This is a genomic window from Streptomyces sp. NPDC015139, from assembly GCF_043079785.1.
GTDB classification, from domain to species: Bacteria; Actinomycetota; Actinomycetes; order Streptomycetales; family Streptomycetaceae; genus Streptomyces; species Streptomyces albidocamelliae.
Window position 1 is genome coordinate 297,088 of sequence record NZ_JBIBUW010000009.1, and the last position, 15,887, is coordinate 312,974.

Genomic DNA, 15,887 nt, shown 5'->3' on the forward strand with positions numbered 1-15,887 from the left:
AATGCCCGGGGACGAGCCGTGAAAAAGGGTCCACGAAATGACACTCGGCAACGCCCGACATGCTTTCCCCCGGTTCTGACTTTCCCCTGCTGAACGCGTTTCTTGGCGCTGAAGCGTCGCGTCCGCCGACCCGGCGAGCCCTTCGGCCGCTCTGGATCGGTTACGGTCGCTGTTGCGAGGCGACCACGATAGCCCCAGCTCAAGGGGCAGTTGGTACATCCACTCGGCAACTGTAGAACGATGCGTCTCGTTCTAGAGTAGGATCGGACCGCAACATCGTCAAGGGCCCATCGGTGCCGGGCACCCCGCGCCGGAAAGGCACTTGTGCGGGAGCGTTCAACGGCTACAGTCGTCCCGCTCCGCAATTCAGGGGGAATGGTGAGCGATCAAAAAAGACCCGCTGTACCGGAATCGCGAGAGGACCTTCGGGCCCTCCTGTCCGCGGTCGAGCTCGTGCCCGTGCGCCGGCTCCGGCCGGCCGACTCCCCACGCTCCACCGTGGAGGACGTGCACCACGCCCGCACCCTCGCGCAGTCCGGGGCCGTCCTGCCGCCGATCATCGTGCACAGACCCTCGATGCGGGTCATGGACGGCACGCACCGACTGCGCGCGCTGACGGAACGCGGCGAGGAATGGATCCGCGTCCGCTTCTTCGACGGCTCGGAACAGGACGCCTTCCTCATCGCGGTGCGGGAGAACACCCGGCACGGACTGCCGCTGCCCCTGCACGACCGGGCCGCGGCGGCCGTCAGGCTGATCGGCTCGCACGGGCACCTCTCGGACCGGGCGATCGGCGAGGCGGCCGGGCTGTCCCCCAGGACCGTGGGCGACATCCGCCGGTCCGCGCAGGCGGCGGCGCCGCAGCACGCCGGACGCGTAGGACGTGACGGCAGGCACCGGCCGCTCAACAGCGCACAGGGCCGCCTGCTCGCCGGTCGGCTCATCACCGAGATGCCGAGCGCTTCGCTGCGCCAGATCGCGCGGCTGGCGGGCGTCTCCCCCGGCACGGTCCGCGACGTACGCGCCCGTATCGCCCGTGGGGACGACCCCCTGCCCCCTGCCGTGCGGCGGCGCCGGCGCACGGCAGGCGAGGGGCCCGAGCCCGGTACGGCGGGCAGATCACCCGCGGAGGTGCCGGATTGCCTGCGGTCCGGGGCGGCGTCGGAACCGGCGGGCGGTCCCGCTCCGCCGCGGTTCACCGCCCGGCACGCACAGCCCGCCACCCACCGCACCGATGCCGTCGTCGCGGCGGCGCCACCCGGTCTGCTGGCGGATCCCTCGCTCAAGTACACCGAGAACGGACGCCTGTTGCTGCGTCTGCTCAGCAGTAGCCTGATCCCCGCGCAGCGCTGGGACGCCCTGTACGACGCCGTCCCCGGACACCGGATCGTCCTGACCGCCGAGGCCGCGCGCGCCTGCGCCGACGCCTGGCGGCAGTTCGCCGAGCGGCTGGAGAGCGCCGGGTGTGCAACTGACGACGAGCGCCGGTTGCACACCACCTTCGCCGCCTGAGGCACGCTTCACGAGCCGCCCCGCAAGGGGCCGCCTCTCCCCCGGCCGTCCGCTCGGGACACCGCCCGGCCGATCCGCACGGATCCCTCGAGAAACCCCATGCGACAGACAAGGGACACAGCCATGACAGAAATCATCGACGCGCCGAGCCACACCGAGATCGGCACCGGTCTGCGCCACCCCGTCGGCGTCCTGGGTACCGGCCTCTACGTCCCCGACCGGGTGGTGACCAACGAGGACCTCACCCGGACGCTGGACACCTCCGACGAGTGGATCACCTCCCGCACGGGCATACGCGAACGCCGCTTCCTCGAAGAGGGCCGCGTCACCTCGGACATGGCCGTGGAGGCCGCCCGGCAGGCCCTGGCGGACGGCGGTGTCGCTCCGGAGAACCTGGACGCGATCATCATCACGACGTTCACGCCCGACCAGCCGCTGCCCTCCACCGCCATGATCGTCAAGGAGCAGCTCGGCGCCCACCGGGCCATGCCGCTGGACCTGACCCAGGCGGCCTGCGCCGGCGGTGTGTACGCCCTGCTGACCGGGGCGCACCTGCTGCAGAACCCCTCCTTCGAGCACGTCCTGGTCATCGGTGCGGACGCGGGCTCACGGGGTACCGATCCCCAGGAGCGCACCACACGGGTCTTCCTCGGCGACGCGGCCGGTGCCGCGCTGCTCGGCAGGACGCCGTCCGGCTACGGGCTGCTGTCCTGGGACACCGGCGACGAACTGTCGTACGAGGTGCAGATCACCGCCGGCGGATCGCGGATGCCGACCACCGAGGAGACTGTCGCGGCACGCCAGCAGTACCTGCAGATGAACGGCAAGGCCGTGTGGAACATGGCCACCGACAAGCTGCCGAAGTCCGTGCTGAAGACCGTTCAGCGGGCCGGGGTCGACGTGGCGGACGTCCAGCACATCCTCCTCCACCAGGCCAACCTCAACATCATCAACGAGGCCGCCAAGACCCTGGGGGTGCCCGCCGAGCGGGTCCCGACCACCGTGCAGCGCTTCGGGAACACGGCGGCGGCCAGTGTGTTCACGGTGCTCCACGAGACCTTGCGCCACCGCGCCCGGCACGGTGACCTCCTCGTCCTGGCGGCCATCGGCGCCGGGTTCCTGTGGGGGTCCGCCTGCTTCCGTCACTTCGATCCCCGCGGCGAGGTGTGACGGTGTTCGCGATCGCCGCCAAGGGAGCGGACCCCGCGGATCCGCTCGGCTGTCTGTACGCCGGGCACTGGCCCGAGCCGGAACCCGCCGACGGCTGGACGACCGTGACGGTCCGGGCCGCCGCGCTGAACCGGCACGACCTCTGGACGCTGTGCGGTGTCGGTGGCCCCCGGGGGCACACGCCCGTGGTCCTCGGCTCCGACGCGGCCGGCCTCGACGAGGACGGCAACGAGGTCCTCGTCCACTCCGTCGTCGGCGATCCCGCGGCGGGGCGCGGAGACGAGACGCTGGACCCCGAACGGGCCCTGATCGGCGAGGACTTCGACGGCACTTTCGCCCAGCGGGTCGCCGTCCCGCGACGGAACCTGGTGCCCAAACCGCCAGGGCTGTCCTTCGAGGAGGCGGCCTGCCTGCCCGGTGCCTGGCTCACCGCCTACCGGATGCTGTTCGTCTCCGCCGCGCTGCGGCCGGGCGACACCGTGCTGGTGCAGGGCGCGGGCGGTGGTGTCGCCACGGCGCTCATCGCGCTCGGCGCGGCGGCCGGCTGCCGTGTGTGGGTCACCAGCAGGTCGCCGGAGCGACGCCGGCTCGCGGAGCTGCTCGGTGCCGACGCTGCCTTCCCCGTGGGGGCACGGCTGCCGGAGCGGGTCGATGCGGTGCTGGAGACCGTCGGAGAGGCGACGTGGGCGCATTCGTTGCGCAGCACCCGCTCCGGCGGGCGGATCGTCGTCAGCGGCGCGACGACGGGGACGATGCCGCCGGCAGAGCTGAACCACGTCTTCTTCCGGCAGCTGACCATCGTGGGCACCACGCTCGGGACCCGCGACCAGTTGCTCGGGCTGTCCCGCCTGTGCACCGAGACACGGATCGTCCCGCTCGTCGACCGGGTGCTGCCGCTGGAACGGGCCCGCGAGGGCTTTCAGGATCTCCTGGACGGCAAGGCGTTCGGGAAGATCGTCTTCACCCCTCCCGCGTGACGGCGGCGGTCGGGGGCGGCACGTGGCCGCCCCCGTCGGCCGTGTCAGCGCGAACCGAGCCGCAGGGCGCCGTCGATGCGGATGGTCTCACCGTTGATCATGGGGTTCTCCACCACGTGCACGGCCAGGGCGGCGAACTCGTCCGGGTCGCCGAACCGGGCCGGGTGCGGCACCTGGTCGCCGAGCGAGGCCCGGGCCCGCTCGGGCAGGCCGTCCAGCATGGGCGTGCTGAAGAGGCCGGGCGCGAGGGTGACCACGCGGATGCGCCACGGCGCCAGGTCCCTGGCGACGGGCAGGGTGAGGCCCACGATGCCGCTCTTGGAGGCGCTGTAGGCGGCCTGCCCCACTTGTCCGTCGTACGCGGCGATGGAGGCCGTGTTAATGATCACCCCCCGCTCGCCGTCGATCTCCTCGGCCTCGCCGATGCGTTCGGCGGCGAGCCGGACGACGTTGAAGGTGCCGGTCAGGTTGGCGGCGACGACGCGCTCGAAGTCGGCGAGCGGCATCACGCCCCGCCGGCCGAGGGTCCTGGCGGCGCTGTCGGTGCCGGCGCAGCTCACCGCCACCCGCAGCGTGCCCCACTCGGCGGCGGTGTCGAGGGCAGCGGCGACGTCCGCCTCGCTCGTCACGTCGCCGGCCACGAAGACGGCGCCACCGCCCAACTCCTGGACGGCCTCGGCCCCGCGCGCGGCGGATCGGCCGAGGAGGACGACACGCGCCCCGCTCTTCACCAGGCGCCGGGCCGTGGCGAGACCGAGCCCGGAGGTGCCTCCGGTCACCAGGGCGACGCTTCCTGCGATCTCCATGCTGCTCCTCCCGTGGTTTCCGGCGGCCGCATTCCGCCGCCGGAGGCGGCCGATGGTATGCCGGGCCGGCTCTGTGCGGAGTTTGCACACCGGCCTGCACACAGCACCGGTGGGGCGGCGCGAGGCGCGCGCGGCACCCGCCGCGGATCCGATTCCCCCGAACTCCCCCGCCCGGGGGGAGCCCGACAAGAAGTGGAGTGTTCCCTCGTGCTGAGGCAGCATCACCGACCGGGTCTGTGGACCTCCGGCCCCGACGACGGCCGCCCCCTCGTACTCGTCCACGGGATCCGCCTGTCCGCCCACATGTGGACTCCCGTCGTGGCCCGGCTGACCCCGGAGTTCCGGATCACGGCCTGCGACCTGCCGGGTCACGGCTCCCTGCGACAGGAGCGGTTCACGCTCGAGGCGGCGGTCGAGGCGATCGGCGCGGCCGTCGCCGAGGCCACCGCCGCGACCGGGCGCAGGCCGGTCGTCGCCGGGACGTCGCTCGGCGGCATCACCGCTCTGGCCTACGGCGCACTGGGTCCGGGCGGGGCCGCGGGACTGCTGTGCCACGCGTGCACCCTCAGGACGAACGGACCGCTGCTCCTGCCGCACCGGGCCGCAGCCCTACTCCAGCGCCTGCTGGGCGAGGAGCGGTCGTACCGGCTGAACGAGAGGGCGCTGCGGGCGGCGCTGCCGCGGGAGAGCTTCGCCGGGATCATGGCGGGCGGGATCTCCCGGCACGCCTTCGGCGAGGTCCTCGCGGAGCTCTCCCGGTGGGACTCCCTCGCTCTCGCCTCGCGGGTCACGACACCGGTGGTCCTGGCCAACGGGCTCGCCGACCCGCTGTTCCGCGTCCAGGAGCGCCGGTTCCTGCGCCGGGTGCGGGACGCCGGCACGCCCGTCCGGCTTGTCCATGTCCCCGGCCCGCACCTGCTGTCACTCACCGACCCGGACGTCTTCGCCGCGGTGGTCCGCCGCGGCGGCGAGGTCCTGTCGGCGATGGCGGGCGAGCAGCCGGAAGCGGCCGGCTGAGAGGCGGCGGGTCCGGACGCACGGCCGGGGACCGGACCGCGCACGGCAACGGCAACGGCCCTGCGGGCCCCTCCGGAGGTGAGGGACGGGCCCGCAGGGCCGTTCGCGCAGCGGCCGGTACGACCCGCTACGGCACCGCCACGGCGGGCTCGGCCGCCGGACGGGGCGCGAACTCGTGCTCCTGGGCCCGGTGGTAGCCGCGGCGGTCGTACCAGCGGCAGACGGCCCAGCCGATGAGCACGGCTCCGGCCGCGTAGGCGCCCAGCACCAGCCAGGCCAGCCGGACCCGGTCGCCGTGGCCGCCGAAGAAGAGGAGCGAGCGCACCCCTTCGACGACGTGGCGTGCGGGCAGGGCCTTGCCGAGGGTGTCGTGGGCGCCGGAGAGCTCCTCCTCGGGGATGGCCCCCGCGGACAGCGGTACGCCGACCATGGTCACCGTGAACAGGGCGAGGATCTGGCCGGGTGCCCCGAACACGGCGAAGAGGGCCAGGGTGAGCAGGGCGACGGCAGCGCACGCGGCGCTGCAGAACAGCACGAACGCACCGGTGTCACCGGGCTGAAGGTCTGTCATCCGCAGCGCCACACCGGCGACTACGGCGCCCGCCACACCTCCCACCGCGATCCCCAGGACCGCCTTGGCCAGGAAAGTGGACGAGCGGGTGATCCGGATCAGGGGCTGGACGATGCGACGGGGGCCGATCTCCAACGGCACGTATCCGAGCCCGGCGTCGACGAACATGGTGAGCAGTGTGGCCGGGACCAGGCCCGAGATGAGCAGCGCGATGGCGATGTACAGCGGGAGGGATCCGGCGGCCGAGCCGACGGGTCCGGAGGGCGGCTGGCGTACGGCGGTGCGGACGCCGACGGGATCGTCGAGCAGGGCCAGCAGCCCTGCCGGCACCGGCTCGGCCCGGGTGACCGGAGCGGTCCCGGAGGCGCCGGCGTGCCCGGCTCCGGGGCCGGGCGTGCCCGTGGCTCCGGTGGGAGGCGCGGTGTCGGTGGTCCCGGTGGGCGGGGAAGATGTGCCGGCCGCCGCGCCGGGAGCGTCCGTCGCCGGTGTGGTGGTGTGACCGCGCCGGGCGTCGGCCGCCGCCTGCTTCTCGAGTTGCGCGCCGAGACGGTGGGAGGCCCGCGCCACGGTGAGGCGCATCAGCCTGTCCGTCGTCGAGGCCGCCACACCGCTGACTCCGCGGGGCTCGACGAGTTCGAGCACCGGGCGCCGGGTGCTCGGGCCGGTGCCGAGCAGGGCCAGCGTTCGGCGGGTGAAGTCCGAGGGCACCACCAGGGCACCGTAGGCCTCCTGGGAGTCGAGCATGCGCCCGGCGTCCGCGCGCGTGCGGACCACGGTCCAGTGCACACGTCCGTCCTTGCGGGCGGCGCGGGTGACGGCGTCGGAGAGGTCGGCGCCCATGTTCACGGTGCCGTGGGGTCCGGGGGCGCCGCGGTCCCCGCTGACCAGGACCAGGGGCAGGTTGTGCAGTCGGGTCTCGGGATCGGAGGCCGGCCCCAGGTAGCTGACGGTGCAGAGGGCCGCGAGCAGGGATCCGATCAGCACCACGATCCATGTCCTGGGCTGTTGCCACAGTGTCTTGGCACGCAAGGAAATCACCTTCGTCGAGTCGTTCAGGAGGGGCGGGGCTGGGGCGAGAGGCCTTGGGCCTGCTCCCCCGCGGCGGCGTGCTCGGCGAGCGCTGTTCGCGCGAGGCCCGCGAGGAACCGCGGCACGGCGTCGTCCTGCCAGGGGAAGAAGTGGCCGCCGGTGAACAGGCGCAGCCCCTTCCAGTGGCGGGCGTGGTGCTGCCATGCGGCCACGTGGCTCGGCGGATGGACGACGTCCTGTTCGCCGGCCAGGGCGTACAGCGGGACCGTCACCGGCCTGGTCGGTGCGGTGCCGGCCTCGGCCAGCAGCCGCATGTCGGCCCGGAGCGGGCGCAGGACGAGGGCGCGCATCTGCGGGTGGGCCAGCACTTCGTCGGGTGTCGCGCCCAGCCGGGCCACATGGTCGAGGAGTGCGTCGGGGTCGTCGGCGAGTGCGTAGTTGGCGGGTGCGTCGAGCAGCTCGCCGAGCCCCATCGCGGAGATCACCAGCGCCTTGGGAGGTGTGCCGAGCTCGCAGAGTCTGTGGCACACCTCGTGGGCGAGGAGTCCGCCCATGCTGTGCCCGAAGAGGATCATCGGGGCGGTGGGGTCACCGAGACGCGGCAGGACGTCCTCGACGACGCGTGCCACGCCGGCGTGGGGCGCCTCGGCGATTCTGCGGCCGTGGCCGGGGAGTTCCGGTGCGATCAGCTCGCAGGCCCGAGGCATGTGCGCGGACCAGGGCCGGTAGGCGTGGGCGGAGCCGCCCGCGTAGGGCAGGCAGACGACACGGACGTTCATGTTTCCCCTTCGAGCGGGCTCGGCCCCCGACCCGAGGTGTTCCGCCGTGGGGGGGCGTGGAATGCCTCGGACACCCCAGAACGCAACGCAACGGTGCGTTGCACTTTGAGTCTATGGGCGCGACTAGACTTGACGCAACACAACGTTGCGTTCGGCTTGTCGGGCCGGTCGGAGGTCGTCATGGCAGCAGGTGGAACCGTCTCCGGCGGGCAGGCGGACGGAGGGTCACGCGGCCCCCGGCGCAGGGACGACATCTTTGGCGCCTGCCTCGAACTGCTCGCCGACCAGGGCTACGACGAACTGACCATCGAGGGCGTCGCCCAGCGTTCAGGTGTCAACAAGACGACCATCTACCGCTGGTGGCCGTCGAAGTCGGAGCTGCTGCGCGACGCCCTGCTGCACTCGGGCTCGATGGCCCTGGAGCTCCCGGACTCCGGGAGTCTGGCGGGCGACCTGACCGACCTGGCCTCGCAGGTCCAGGAACTCCTGGACGATCCGCGCACGGGTGCCGTGGTGGAGGCGGCCCTCGTGGGAGCGGTCCGTCATCAGGCGATGCGCGAACTCGTCACGCACTTCCTGGAGGACCGGCTCGGGCGCCACCAGCCGGTCTTCATCCGGGCCGTGGAACGAGGAGAGCTGCCCGCCGACTTCGATCCGGCCCTCCTGGTGGACGCCATGGCGGGCGCGCTGTGGATCCGTCTGCTGGTGCGCCGCCGGCCGGCCGAGCCGGGGTTCGCCGAGAAGCTGATCTCGATCCTGCTCAACGGCATCTGAGGGCCGGTCCTCCGTCCGGCCGGCCCGCGCGCGCTCAGCCCTCCAGAGCCGCCCTGATCCGGCCGAGCGTGGTGCGCATGCCGGATCGGTTGACCTCCGCCCGGTCGACGGGACGCGTGCCGGTGAACACCCGCCCGAGGAACTCCGCCGCCCGGGCGCCGGGGCCGGTGCGCAGGTCCTCCCAGTACTCGGTGACCCTGGTGGCATCCCCTTCCGGCCGGAAGCGGTACCCCCACAGGGCCACCGGGAGCCCGAACGCCGTGACGCGGAAGGCGAACTCGTCCGGCCGCTCGGCCCGGGTCACCCGGCAGGTGGTGAACCAGACAAAAAGCCCCTTGCGGTTGAAGCCGACGAACGCGGAACCCGCCCCGCCGCGCCGGCCCCGGGACCACACGGCAAAGCACTCCGGGCTCCACTTCCCCAGGTTCCGCACGTCGGCCACCGCGGAGTACACCTCCGCCACAGGCGCGTCGACGAGGACGCTTTCCTCGACTTTCCACAGACGATTCATCATTGCTCCCGAGCCGAATAAAGGAATGCGACGAGACCGGATCCGCGGGACTTTAACCAGCCGCGGACGCCGACGGCAACCAGCAACAGGCGTGCGGGCAAAGGGCCTTGACGGTCGCCGTGCACCGATCTACGGTGGAACGAGACGCATCGTTCTCAACGCGCGCCCTCGCGCGAGCTTCGGCAGGTCACGCCCTGACAAGCAGGAATGACGGACGAGGAAGCACATCAGCCGCCTCCGGCCGGCTCCTCGCACCTCGGCATTCCGCATTCCGCCCGCGTGCCGCGCACGGCTTTCGCGCGGACGATCCACCGACGTCTCGTTCATCCGGCCACCGGAAAGCGACATTCCACTGTGCCGCGTTGCCTCACGACCAGAGGGACCGAATTGTGACCCGAATTCCCGTGGAAGCCGACTGGGACAGCGCCCCGGGCGTACTCGAAGGCGCCCGCGAGCTCGAACTGACCCCGGGCCAGTGCGACCTGCCGTACTGGCTGGAGCACGTGGCCGGCTCCATGCTGCGCCGGCTGTCGGACGGCACCGTGACGGCCGCGCCCCCGACGTCGGCCGTTCTGCGCCCGGGCCCCCTGCGGGAAGCGCTCGTCGACGAGTTCGCCTTCCGTACGCTGGCCGAGGACAAGGCGACCCGTGCCCTGTCCTTCCTCGTCTTCCACGCCCCGGACCGGGAGTGTCTGGAGTTCTACACGACGCAGCTCGTCGACGAGGCACGGCATGCGCGTGCGTTCCGTGACCACCTGCTGGTCGCGGGCATGTCCGCCCAGGAAGTCGACGCGGCCGTCGCCCGGACCGCCGCGACCTCCGGGGCCGCCGTCCTCGACCCCCTGGAGGAGTTCGGCCTGGCGGTCCTGCGCGACCGGCAGGACTTCTACGGCGGTGTCCTCGTCCTCACCGTTCTGGTCGAGGGGATCCTCGCGCCCGCGGCCGAGCTCAGCGAGCGCAAGTGGAAGGTGCTCGACCCCTCCGCCGCCCTGGTGGAGCGGGGAGCGAACATGGACGAGATCCGTCATCTGGCCGTGGGCAGCGCGATCGTCCGCCAGTACCTGATGGACCGCCCGGAAGCCCGGTCGGGGCTGCTCGACCTGGTCCGAGAGGGCCGTCGGCTGTGGGACGAACTGCCCATGCAGGACGTCCTGTACCGGCGGGAGTCCCTCTTCCAGGAAGGGCTCGCCGAGCACGGACACCTGCTGGGTGACCACGAGATCTGGCCGGGTCGGCGCCTGGTGGACACCGGCATCGAGGAACGCATGGCGGCCGCGGAGCGCTGGTCGCGCGAGACCCAGGACGCCCGGCTGAAGTACATGCTCCTGGACGAGGCGTCATGACGACCGGATCCGCGCAAGGCAGCACCTGGCGGATCGCGGTACCCGACGCGCGGGACGGCGTCCAGCACCTCGGCGCGAGCGTCGTGGACGCCCGGTCCGCACCGCGGGCCGTGGTCGTGATCTGTCCGGCGCTCGGTGTGAACGCGTCCTACTACGGGCCGTTCCGCGACCACCTCGCGCGCAGGAGCATCGCCACCGTCGCCGTCGACCTGCGGGGCCAGGGCGACAGCCGGCCTCGTGCCGGGCGGCACACCCGGCACGGCTACCACGAACTGGCCACCCGCGACTGGCCGGCCGTCATCCGCGCCACACGCGACCGCTTCCACCCCGACGTCCCGCTGTTCCTGCTCGGGCACAGCATCGGCGGGCAGGTCAGCGTACTGCACGCGGCGCACGACCCGAAGAGCACGGACGGCGTCATCCTCGTCGCGGCCGGCTCGGTGGACCACCGCGGTTTCTCCGGGTCGGCCCGGCTGCGGGTACTGGCCGCCACCCATTTCATCGCCGCGGTCGCCTCGCTCTGGGGCTACTGGCCGGGTCACCGCCTCGGCTTCGGCGGCCGCCAGTCCGCGCGGCTCATGCGGGACTGGGCCAGGATCTGCCGCACGGGCCGTTTCGCCCCCGCCGGGGCGGACTTCGACTACGAGGCGGCCATGCCCGGGGCCACGCTCCCCGTGCTGGCCGTGTCCGTCGAGGGCGACCGGCTGGCGCCGCGCCGCGCGGTGGACCGCCTGTGCGCCAAACTGCCTTCGGCGACGATCGACCGCTGGCACTTCTCCCCCGAGGACGGAGCCCGCCTCGACCACGTCCGGTGGGCACGCGACGGCGAGGGCATCGCGGAGCGGATCTCCGAATGGCTCGGCCGGCGCCACGCGCACTGACAGGGCCCGCACATACGCGCACGAAGGGCGTTCCTCCCCCCGGATCCGCGGGGGGAGGAACGCCCTTCGTGTGCTTGCCGGACGGCCGGCGGCGACCGGGCTCAGACGGCGACCGGACTCACACAGAGTTGGTCAGTCTCAGCAGATTCCACACCGCGCCGGGGCGGACGCCGCCCTGGAAGGCGGCGTACTCCGGCTCCAGGACCTGCGGGTCCCACTTGAGCTTGAACGCCTCCTGCGTCCTGGCCGGGTAGACCGCCCTGCCGTGCTCGGCGACCAGGCGCAGCGCGCGGTTCAGCCGCCGGGAGGCCGACGCCGGCTCGTGCCGGTCGCTCAGGCCGGCGAACGGTGTCAGACCGAGGTGCAGCCAGGCCGTCCCCTCCGCACGGAACATCTCCAGCGCCGTCAGGTTGACGAGCTCGATCGTGCCCACCGGGGCCTGCGGAGTGCGCCTCGTCAGGTCGTAGAGCCATCCCGGCCGGGCACCCCAGGCCGGGGAGTAGGTGACGTAGCCGACGACCCTGCCCTCCTGCCGGGCGACGAAGGTGCGGCGCAGCGCGGCGCCGGGGCCGCCCCGCTCACCGATCAGGAAGGACAGCTCCTTCACATGGCGCCCCTTGGCCTTCAGCCATACGGCGTCCACCGCATCCAGTTCCGACTGCTCGGGCGACCGGGAGTCGACCTCGTGGACCGTGACGCCCTCCCGGCGGGCGCGGGCGACGTTCTGCCGGACCTTCGCCAGTCGCCGGCCACGCAGGGTGAACGCGGACAGGGCGATGCTGTAGGAGGTGCCGATCTGGTTGACCGTAGATCCGCGGGCCTCGTACAGCCCCACATCGCAGGAGCGGAGCTGAGCGGCCGTCAGCCGGGCGGGGCGTGCGCCGCCCGCCACCACCCGGTCGAGGAACTCGTCGAGCAGCGCTGCTCTGTCGGCCGTGGCGGCGAAAGGCCCGCCGAACTGGACGACATGGCGTCCCGATCGCCGGTAGGCGACGATCCCGGGGACCCGGCTGCCGGACCATCGTGCGGTGGCCTCGTTGAGGGCGAGTGCACCACTGGGATGGTCGGCGTGGGCGCCGAGGAGAGTGATCTCCCCGGCGCCCTGCCGCGTCATCGGGTGTCTCCGGCGGCCGCCGCGCGACCGACGGTGGCCGGCACCTCGGCGGGCCGTGCCGCCCCCGGTCCCTCGGGGGCGGCGGCCAGAGCCCGTTCGAAGGTGGTGAACGCCGGATGCGCCTTGGGTTCGAAGGCCACGCCGAACGGCTTGAGGAAGTTGCCCAGCAGCCCCCTGTCGCCGCAGAGGTGGACCGGCACGGCCAGCAGGGCCCACTCCCAGTGCACCAGCCAGCCCCACAGCGCCACGACCGCGCCGGCGGTCAGCCAGCTGTGCATCGTGTTGTACAGCACGTAGTAACCGCGGTGGATCGGCCTGCCCTTGGCCCGATGGTGGGCCCACGCGCCGGGCAGGTAGCCGAAGATGTCGATGTACGCGAACAGGCCGACGGCGACCGGCCAGTTGATCGCGTCCCAGTGGGCCACCATCAGGCCCGCGCTGAGGAGCAGTCCGGCCGCGTACTCGGCCCGCAGCAGGCGGAAGGTCACCGGCGTCTCGAAGCGGTTCAGCGGGTCCATCAGAGCACCTCCCCCGCTCCGAGCAGCGCACGGAGTATGTGCTCGATGGTCTCTCGCAGGACGCGCTCCGCCACCGGGTCCACGATGTTGGCCAAGGTGGGCAGACCGAAGTCGAAACCGGCGGTGAAGGCCACGCGGGCGCCGTCGCCACTGCCCTCGACGCTCCACGCGCCGTCGAACGTCTCGAAGTCGCCGTGCAGTTGACGGAAGGAGATGCTCAGCGCACCGTCGTCGAAGACGTCCTCCTCGGACCAGGCGAGCACGCCGTTGCGGAAGTCGACCTCCCAGTCGCTGTGCAGGGATCCGTCGTCGAGTGTCGGGTGGACCGTCACCTTCCGAACGGTGTCCACGAGGTCCGGGTAGCGGGCGAAGTCCCGGATCCGGGCGTAGGCGTCGGCGGCGGCGACGCCGTGCGCCTGGTAGTCGAGTCGTACCGAGCGCATCTCAGCGCCCTCCTGTCGGCGGGTTGGTGGTGTCGGGGCGGTGGGGGAAGCGTTCACCGAGGGTTCGGGCCGACTGCTCTACGGCTTCGTTCAGTTCCTGTGCCTCCGTGTCCGTGAGGACGGCGGGCGGGGTCAGCCGGACCACGGCGTGGGCGTTGAGGGAATGGTTGACGATCACGTCGCGGAGCAGGAGTTCCAGCAGGAACTCGCCCGCCAGGCCCGCGTCGTGGAACTCGACGCCGATGAGCAGCCCCTCCCCGCGGACCTCCCGGACCAGGTGGGGGCAGTGCTCGGCGACCGCGTGGGCGATCTGCGACAGGAGCGCCGTCCCCAGAGTGCGGGCACGCTGCACCAGTTGCTCGTCCTCGATGACTTCGACCGCGCTCGCCGCGGCGGCCATCGCCACGGGGGCTGCGGCGAAGGTGGAGGTATGGATGAACGGGTCCCGGTCGAAGGGTGCGAAGGCGCGTTCCGTGGCCACGGCCGCGGCCACGGGGATCACACCGCCGCTGAGGGCCTTGCCGACGAGCAGCACGTCGGGCACCACGCCCTCCCGGTCGGCGCCCCACCAGTGGCCGAGCCGGCCCAGTCCGGTCATCACCTCGTCCAGGACGAAGAAGGCACCCCTCTCGGCGCACAGGGCCGCCACGGCCCGGAGATAGCCGGGTGGCGGTATCACCACGCCCTCCTCCCCCTGGACGGGTTCGACGATCACCACGGCGTCCGAACCGTCGGGGCCGAGCTCACGGGCGAGTGCCTCGGCATCACCGAACGGGACGTGGGCGGTGTCCGGCAGCAGCGGCACGAACGGCGCACGGTACAGGTCCTTGCCGGTGGCGGACAGGGCGCCGAAGGTCTTGCCGTGGAAGCCGCCCTCGGTGGCGACGATCCTGCGGTGCCCGTGGCAGCGTGCCAACTTCAGCGCGGCCTCCACGGCCTCGGCGCCCGACCCGCAGAAGTGCACGCGGTTCAGTCCCTCGGGCGCCACCCGCGCCAGCGCGGCGGCGGCCCGCCCCGCGCTGGGGTCCAGCAGCAGCCGGGTGGACAGCGGATGCGTGCGGATCTGCCGCTCGACGGCGGCCACCACCCTGGGGTGGCAGGCACCGGCGAGAAACACGCCGTAGCCACCGCAGTTGAGGAAGGACCGGCCGTCCTCGGTGCGCACCCGGGAGCCGTACGACGACGACTCGACGTGCCCGCCGAACATCTCCCCGAGCCGTCCGCGGCCGCTGCTCAGGTGTGCCTTGTACAGGTCGGCCGTCGTGTTGCCCCTGCTCGTCGGCGCCGGCTGTCGCACTGTTCCTCCTGTCGTGTTCACAGCACCCTCAGCGGGTCGCCGGCGTGGTGGTCGAGCAGCGCCTGGGCGGTGGCGGTGCGGGACGGCGGGTGGAAGGCCAGCGCCCTGCTGACGGCCAGGAGATGGCCGGTGTCGGGCGATGTGGCGAAGGCCAGCCCGCCCAGCAGCTCGGCGGCCAGATCGGCCGTGTCGACCAGCAGCTCCTGGACGGCGTAGCGGGCGGTGAGCGCCGCTCCGAGCTCAGGGTTGCCGACGACCTCGGCGTCCACGGTGTGGGCGACGTTCTCCGCGAGGCCCGCCGCCGCCTCCAGGCCGGTGACCAGGGAGGCCCGGTCCGTCGTGCTGCCCCGGCCCGACCTGAGCGCAGCCTCGGCCAGCCGGCCCACCGCGCCCGTGTACGCGGACGTCACGAGCAGCTCGAACCACACGAAACCCACGGTCTGGAGCGTGTCCATCCCCGTGCCGAGCTCCACCTGGGGGCGGAGCATCAGCTCGGGCGGCACGTGCACGTTCTCCAGTACGATCTCGTCGCTCTCGGCGCCGGCGAGGAACGGCGCCCCCCAGAACGGCCGGCGGGTGATCCCGGCGGAGTCGGCCGGGACCAGCGCCACGCCCAGCTCGCTCGTGCCGTCTGCGCCCGGCAGGGCCACGCCCGCGGTGAGCAGGTGCATCGAACGGGACAGACTGCACGGCTTCTTGGAGCCATTGACCAGGAAGCCGCCCTCCACCGGAGTCGCGGTGACCGCCGCGTCCAGGATTCCTGCGCCTGCCCGGCCCTCGGCGAAGCCGGACGCCACCAGCAGTCCGTCCCTGGCGATGCCCTCGATCAGCAGCCACTCGAGGCCGCCTGCGTCGGCCGAGGCGACCAGGGCCACCAGGGAGGCCACCGAGAAGTTGTGCATGGCGGTGGCGACGGCCAGCGAGGGCGACAGCGCGCCCAGCGCCCGGGTCACTCGGACCGCTTCCAGTGCCGTCGCGCCCCGGCCGCCGTAGGTGCCGGGAACCAGCAGGCCGGGGCCGCCCGCGGCCCGGAACGCCTCCAGGCCGTCGTTGCCCGGGGACTCCAGCTCGGTGAGCGTCCGGTGCTGAAGGCGCTCGGCCAGGCCGGGCAGTGTCTTGTCGCACGTCTGCCGTGCGAGGTCCAT

At 72.6% G+C, this 15,887-nt stretch carries 16 protein-coding genes; 7 read left to right on the forward strand and 9 right to left on the reverse strand.

Going from position 1 to position 15,887, the window contains the following annotated elements:
• The first annotated feature begins 375 nt into the window (after positions 1-375).
• The 3 genes from ACF08B_RS25125 to ACF08B_RS25135 all read left to right on the forward strand — a co-directional run bounded on the left by ACF08B_RS25125 (position 376) and on the right by ACF08B_RS25135 (position 3,659).
• Entirely contained in the window at positions 376-1,512 is a 1,137-nt protein-coding gene (locus ACF08B_RS25125; protein ID WP_392319488.1) for a ParB N-terminal domain-containing protein, read from the forward strand.
• Positions 1,513-1,635: 123 nt separating this feature from the next.
• Positions 1,636-2,682 (forward strand): 3-oxoacyl-ACP synthase III family protein, encoded by a 1,047-nt coding sequence (locus ACF08B_RS25130; protein WP_392319489.1) that lies wholly within the window; start codon positions 1,636-1,638, stop codon positions 2,680-2,682.
• Between the two features lie 2 nt (positions 2,683-2,684).
• Positions 2,685-3,659, forward strand: a complete 975-nt coding sequence (locus ACF08B_RS25135) for a zinc-binding dehydrogenase (RefSeq protein ID WP_392319490.1) — start codon at positions 2,685-2,687, stop codon at positions 3,657-3,659.
• A 44-nt stretch (positions 3,660-3,703) separates the two neighbouring features.
• Here ACF08B_RS25135 and ACF08B_RS25140 read toward each other — a convergent pair whose 3' ends face one another.
• On the reverse strand, positions 3,704-4,465 hold the full coding sequence (locus ACF08B_RS25140) for an SDR family NAD(P)-dependent oxidoreductase (RefSeq protein WP_392319491.1): 762 nt from the start codon (positions 4,463-4,465) through the stop codon (positions 3,704-3,706).
• A 207-nt stretch (positions 4,466-4,672) separates the two neighbouring features.
• Here ACF08B_RS25140 and ACF08B_RS25145 point away from each other — a divergent pair, with 207 nt between their 5' ends.
• Positions 4,673-5,482 carry an alpha/beta fold hydrolase gene (locus ACF08B_RS25145; protein WP_392319492.1) on the forward strand — a complete coding sequence of 270 codons (810 nt, stop codon included), beginning with the start codon at positions 4,673-4,675 and terminating at the stop codon, positions 5,480-5,482.
• 127 nt (positions 5,483-5,609) lie between these two features.
• Here ACF08B_RS25145 and ACF08B_RS25150 read toward each other — a convergent pair whose 3' ends face one another.
• The gene (locus ACF08B_RS25150; RefSeq protein WP_392319493.1) at positions 5,610-7,082 is read right to left on the reverse strand and encodes a DUF3533 domain-containing protein; all 1,473 of its coding nucleotides are present in this window, start codon (positions 7,080-7,082) and stop codon (positions 5,610-5,612) included.
• A 23-nt stretch (positions 7,083-7,105) separates the two neighbouring features.
• Complete coding sequence (locus ACF08B_RS25155; protein ID WP_392319494.1) at positions 7,106-7,861, reverse strand: thioesterase II family protein; 756 nt, start codon at positions 7,859-7,861, stop codon at positions 7,106-7,108.
• A gap of 180 nt (positions 7,862-8,041) precedes the next feature.
• Here ACF08B_RS25155 and ACF08B_RS25160 point away from each other — a divergent pair, with 180 nt between their 5' ends.
• Positions 8,042-8,635 (forward strand): TetR/AcrR family transcriptional regulator, encoded by a 594-nt coding sequence (locus ACF08B_RS25160; RefSeq protein ID WP_392319495.1) that lies wholly within the window; start codon positions 8,042-8,044, stop codon positions 8,633-8,635.
• Positions 8,636-8,669: 34 nt separating this feature from the next.
• On the opposite strand, the gene ACF08B_RS25165 is transcribed toward ACF08B_RS25160, so the two are convergent.
• Positions 8,670-9,149, reverse strand: a complete 480-nt coding sequence (locus ACF08B_RS25165) for an SRPBCC family protein (protein WP_392319496.1) — start codon at positions 9,147-9,149, stop codon at positions 8,670-8,672.
• Positions 9,150-9,535: 386 nt separating this feature from the next.
• On the opposite strand from ACF08B_RS25165, the gene ACF08B_RS25170 reads away from it, so the two are divergent.
• Both ACF08B_RS25170 and ACF08B_RS25175 read left to right on the forward strand, forming a co-directional pair.
• The gene (locus tag ACF08B_RS25170; RefSeq protein ID WP_392319497.1) at positions 9,536-10,489 is read left to right on the forward strand and encodes a VlmB-like protein; all 954 of its coding nucleotides are present in this window, start codon (positions 9,536-9,538) and stop codon (positions 10,487-10,489) included.
• A complete protein-coding gene (locus ACF08B_RS25175; protein ID WP_392319498.1) occupies positions 10,486-11,370 on the forward strand; it encodes an alpha/beta fold hydrolase in 885 nt (294 codons plus the stop codon). The genes ACF08B_RS25170 and ACF08B_RS25175 overlap by 4 nt, the downstream gene beginning before the upstream one ends.
• A gap of 118 nt (positions 11,371-11,488) precedes the next feature.
• On the opposite strand, the gene ACF08B_RS25180 is transcribed toward ACF08B_RS25175, so the two are convergent.
• The 5 genes from ACF08B_RS25180 to ACF08B_RS25200 are packed head-to-tail and all read right to left on the reverse strand — an operon-like array spanning position 11,489 to position 15,887.
• The gene (locus ACF08B_RS25180) at positions 11,489-12,484 is read right to left on the reverse strand and encodes a phosphatidylglycerol lysyltransferase domain-containing protein (protein ID WP_392319499.1); all 996 of its coding nucleotides are present in this window, start codon (positions 12,482-12,484) and stop codon (positions 11,489-11,491) included.
• Positions 12,481-13,002 carry a hypothetical protein gene (locus ACF08B_RS25185; RefSeq protein WP_392319500.1) on the reverse strand — a complete coding sequence of 174 codons (522 nt, stop codon included), beginning with the start codon at positions 13,000-13,002 and terminating at the stop codon, positions 12,481-12,483. The genes ACF08B_RS25180 and ACF08B_RS25185 overlap by 4 nt, the downstream gene beginning before the upstream one ends.
• On the reverse strand, positions 13,002-13,445 hold the full coding sequence (locus tag ACF08B_RS25190; protein ID WP_392319501.1) for a type II toxin-antitoxin system RatA family toxin: 444 nt from the start codon (positions 13,443-13,445) through the stop codon (positions 13,002-13,004). The genes ACF08B_RS25185 and ACF08B_RS25190 overlap by 1 nt, the downstream gene beginning before the upstream one ends.
• A gap of 1 nt (position 13,446) precedes the next feature.
• The gene (locus ACF08B_RS25195) at positions 13,447-14,742 is read right to left on the reverse strand and encodes an aspartate aminotransferase family protein (protein ID WP_392319502.1); all 1,296 of its coding nucleotides are present in this window, start codon (positions 14,740-14,742) and stop codon (positions 13,447-13,449) included.
• Between the two features lie 17 nt (positions 14,743-14,759).
• On the reverse strand, positions 14,760-15,887 hold the full coding sequence (locus ACF08B_RS25200) for an acyl-CoA dehydrogenase family protein (protein WP_392319503.1): 1,128 nt from the start codon (positions 15,885-15,887) through the stop codon (positions 14,760-14,762).

Excerpts from the sequence above, each read along its gene's own strand:
- ACF08B_RS25165 (WP_392319496.1), bottom strand. The coding sequence starts at position 9,149 with ATGATGAATCGTCTGTGGAAAGTCGAGGAAAGCGTCCTCGTCGACGCG.
- ACF08B_RS25155 (WP_392319494.1), bottom strand. The coding sequence starts at position 7,861 with ATGAACGTCCGTGTCGTCTGCCTGCCCTACGCGGGCGGCTCCGCCCAC.
- ACF08B_RS25125 (WP_392319488.1), top strand. The coding sequence starts at position 376 with ATGGTGAGCGATCAAAAAAGACCCGCTGTACCGGAATCGCGAGAGGAC.
- ACF08B_RS25175 (WP_392319498.1), top strand. The coding sequence starts at position 10,486 with ATGACGACCGGATCCGCGCAAGGCAGCACCTGGCGGATCGCGGTACCC.
- ACF08B_RS25130 (WP_392319489.1), top strand. The coding sequence starts at position 1,636 with ATGACAGAAATCATCGACGCGCCGAGCCACACCGAGATCGGCACCGGT.
- ACF08B_RS25200 (WP_392319503.1), bottom strand. The coding sequence starts at position 15,887 with ATGGACCTCGCACGGCAGACGTGCGACAAGACACTGCCCGGCCTGGCC.
- ACF08B_RS25140 (WP_392319491.1), bottom strand. The coding sequence starts at position 4,465 with ATGGAGATCGCAGGAAGCGTCGCCCTGGTGACCGGAGGCACCTCCGGG.
- ACF08B_RS25160 (WP_392319495.1), top strand. The coding sequence starts at position 8,042 with ATGGCAGCAGGTGGAACCGTCTCCGGCGGGCAGGCGGACGGAGGGTCA.
- ACF08B_RS25180 (WP_392319499.1), bottom strand. The coding sequence starts at position 12,484 with ATGACGCGGCAGGGCGCCGGGGAGATCACTCTCCTCGGCGCCCACGCC.
- ACF08B_RS25190 (WP_392319501.1), bottom strand. The coding sequence starts at position 13,445 with ATGCGCTCGGTACGACTCGACTACCAGGCGCACGGCGTCGCCGCCGCC.
- ACF08B_RS25185 (WP_392319500.1), bottom strand. The coding sequence starts at position 13,002 with ATGGACCCGCTGAACCGCTTCGAGACGCCGGTGACCTTCCGCCTGCTG.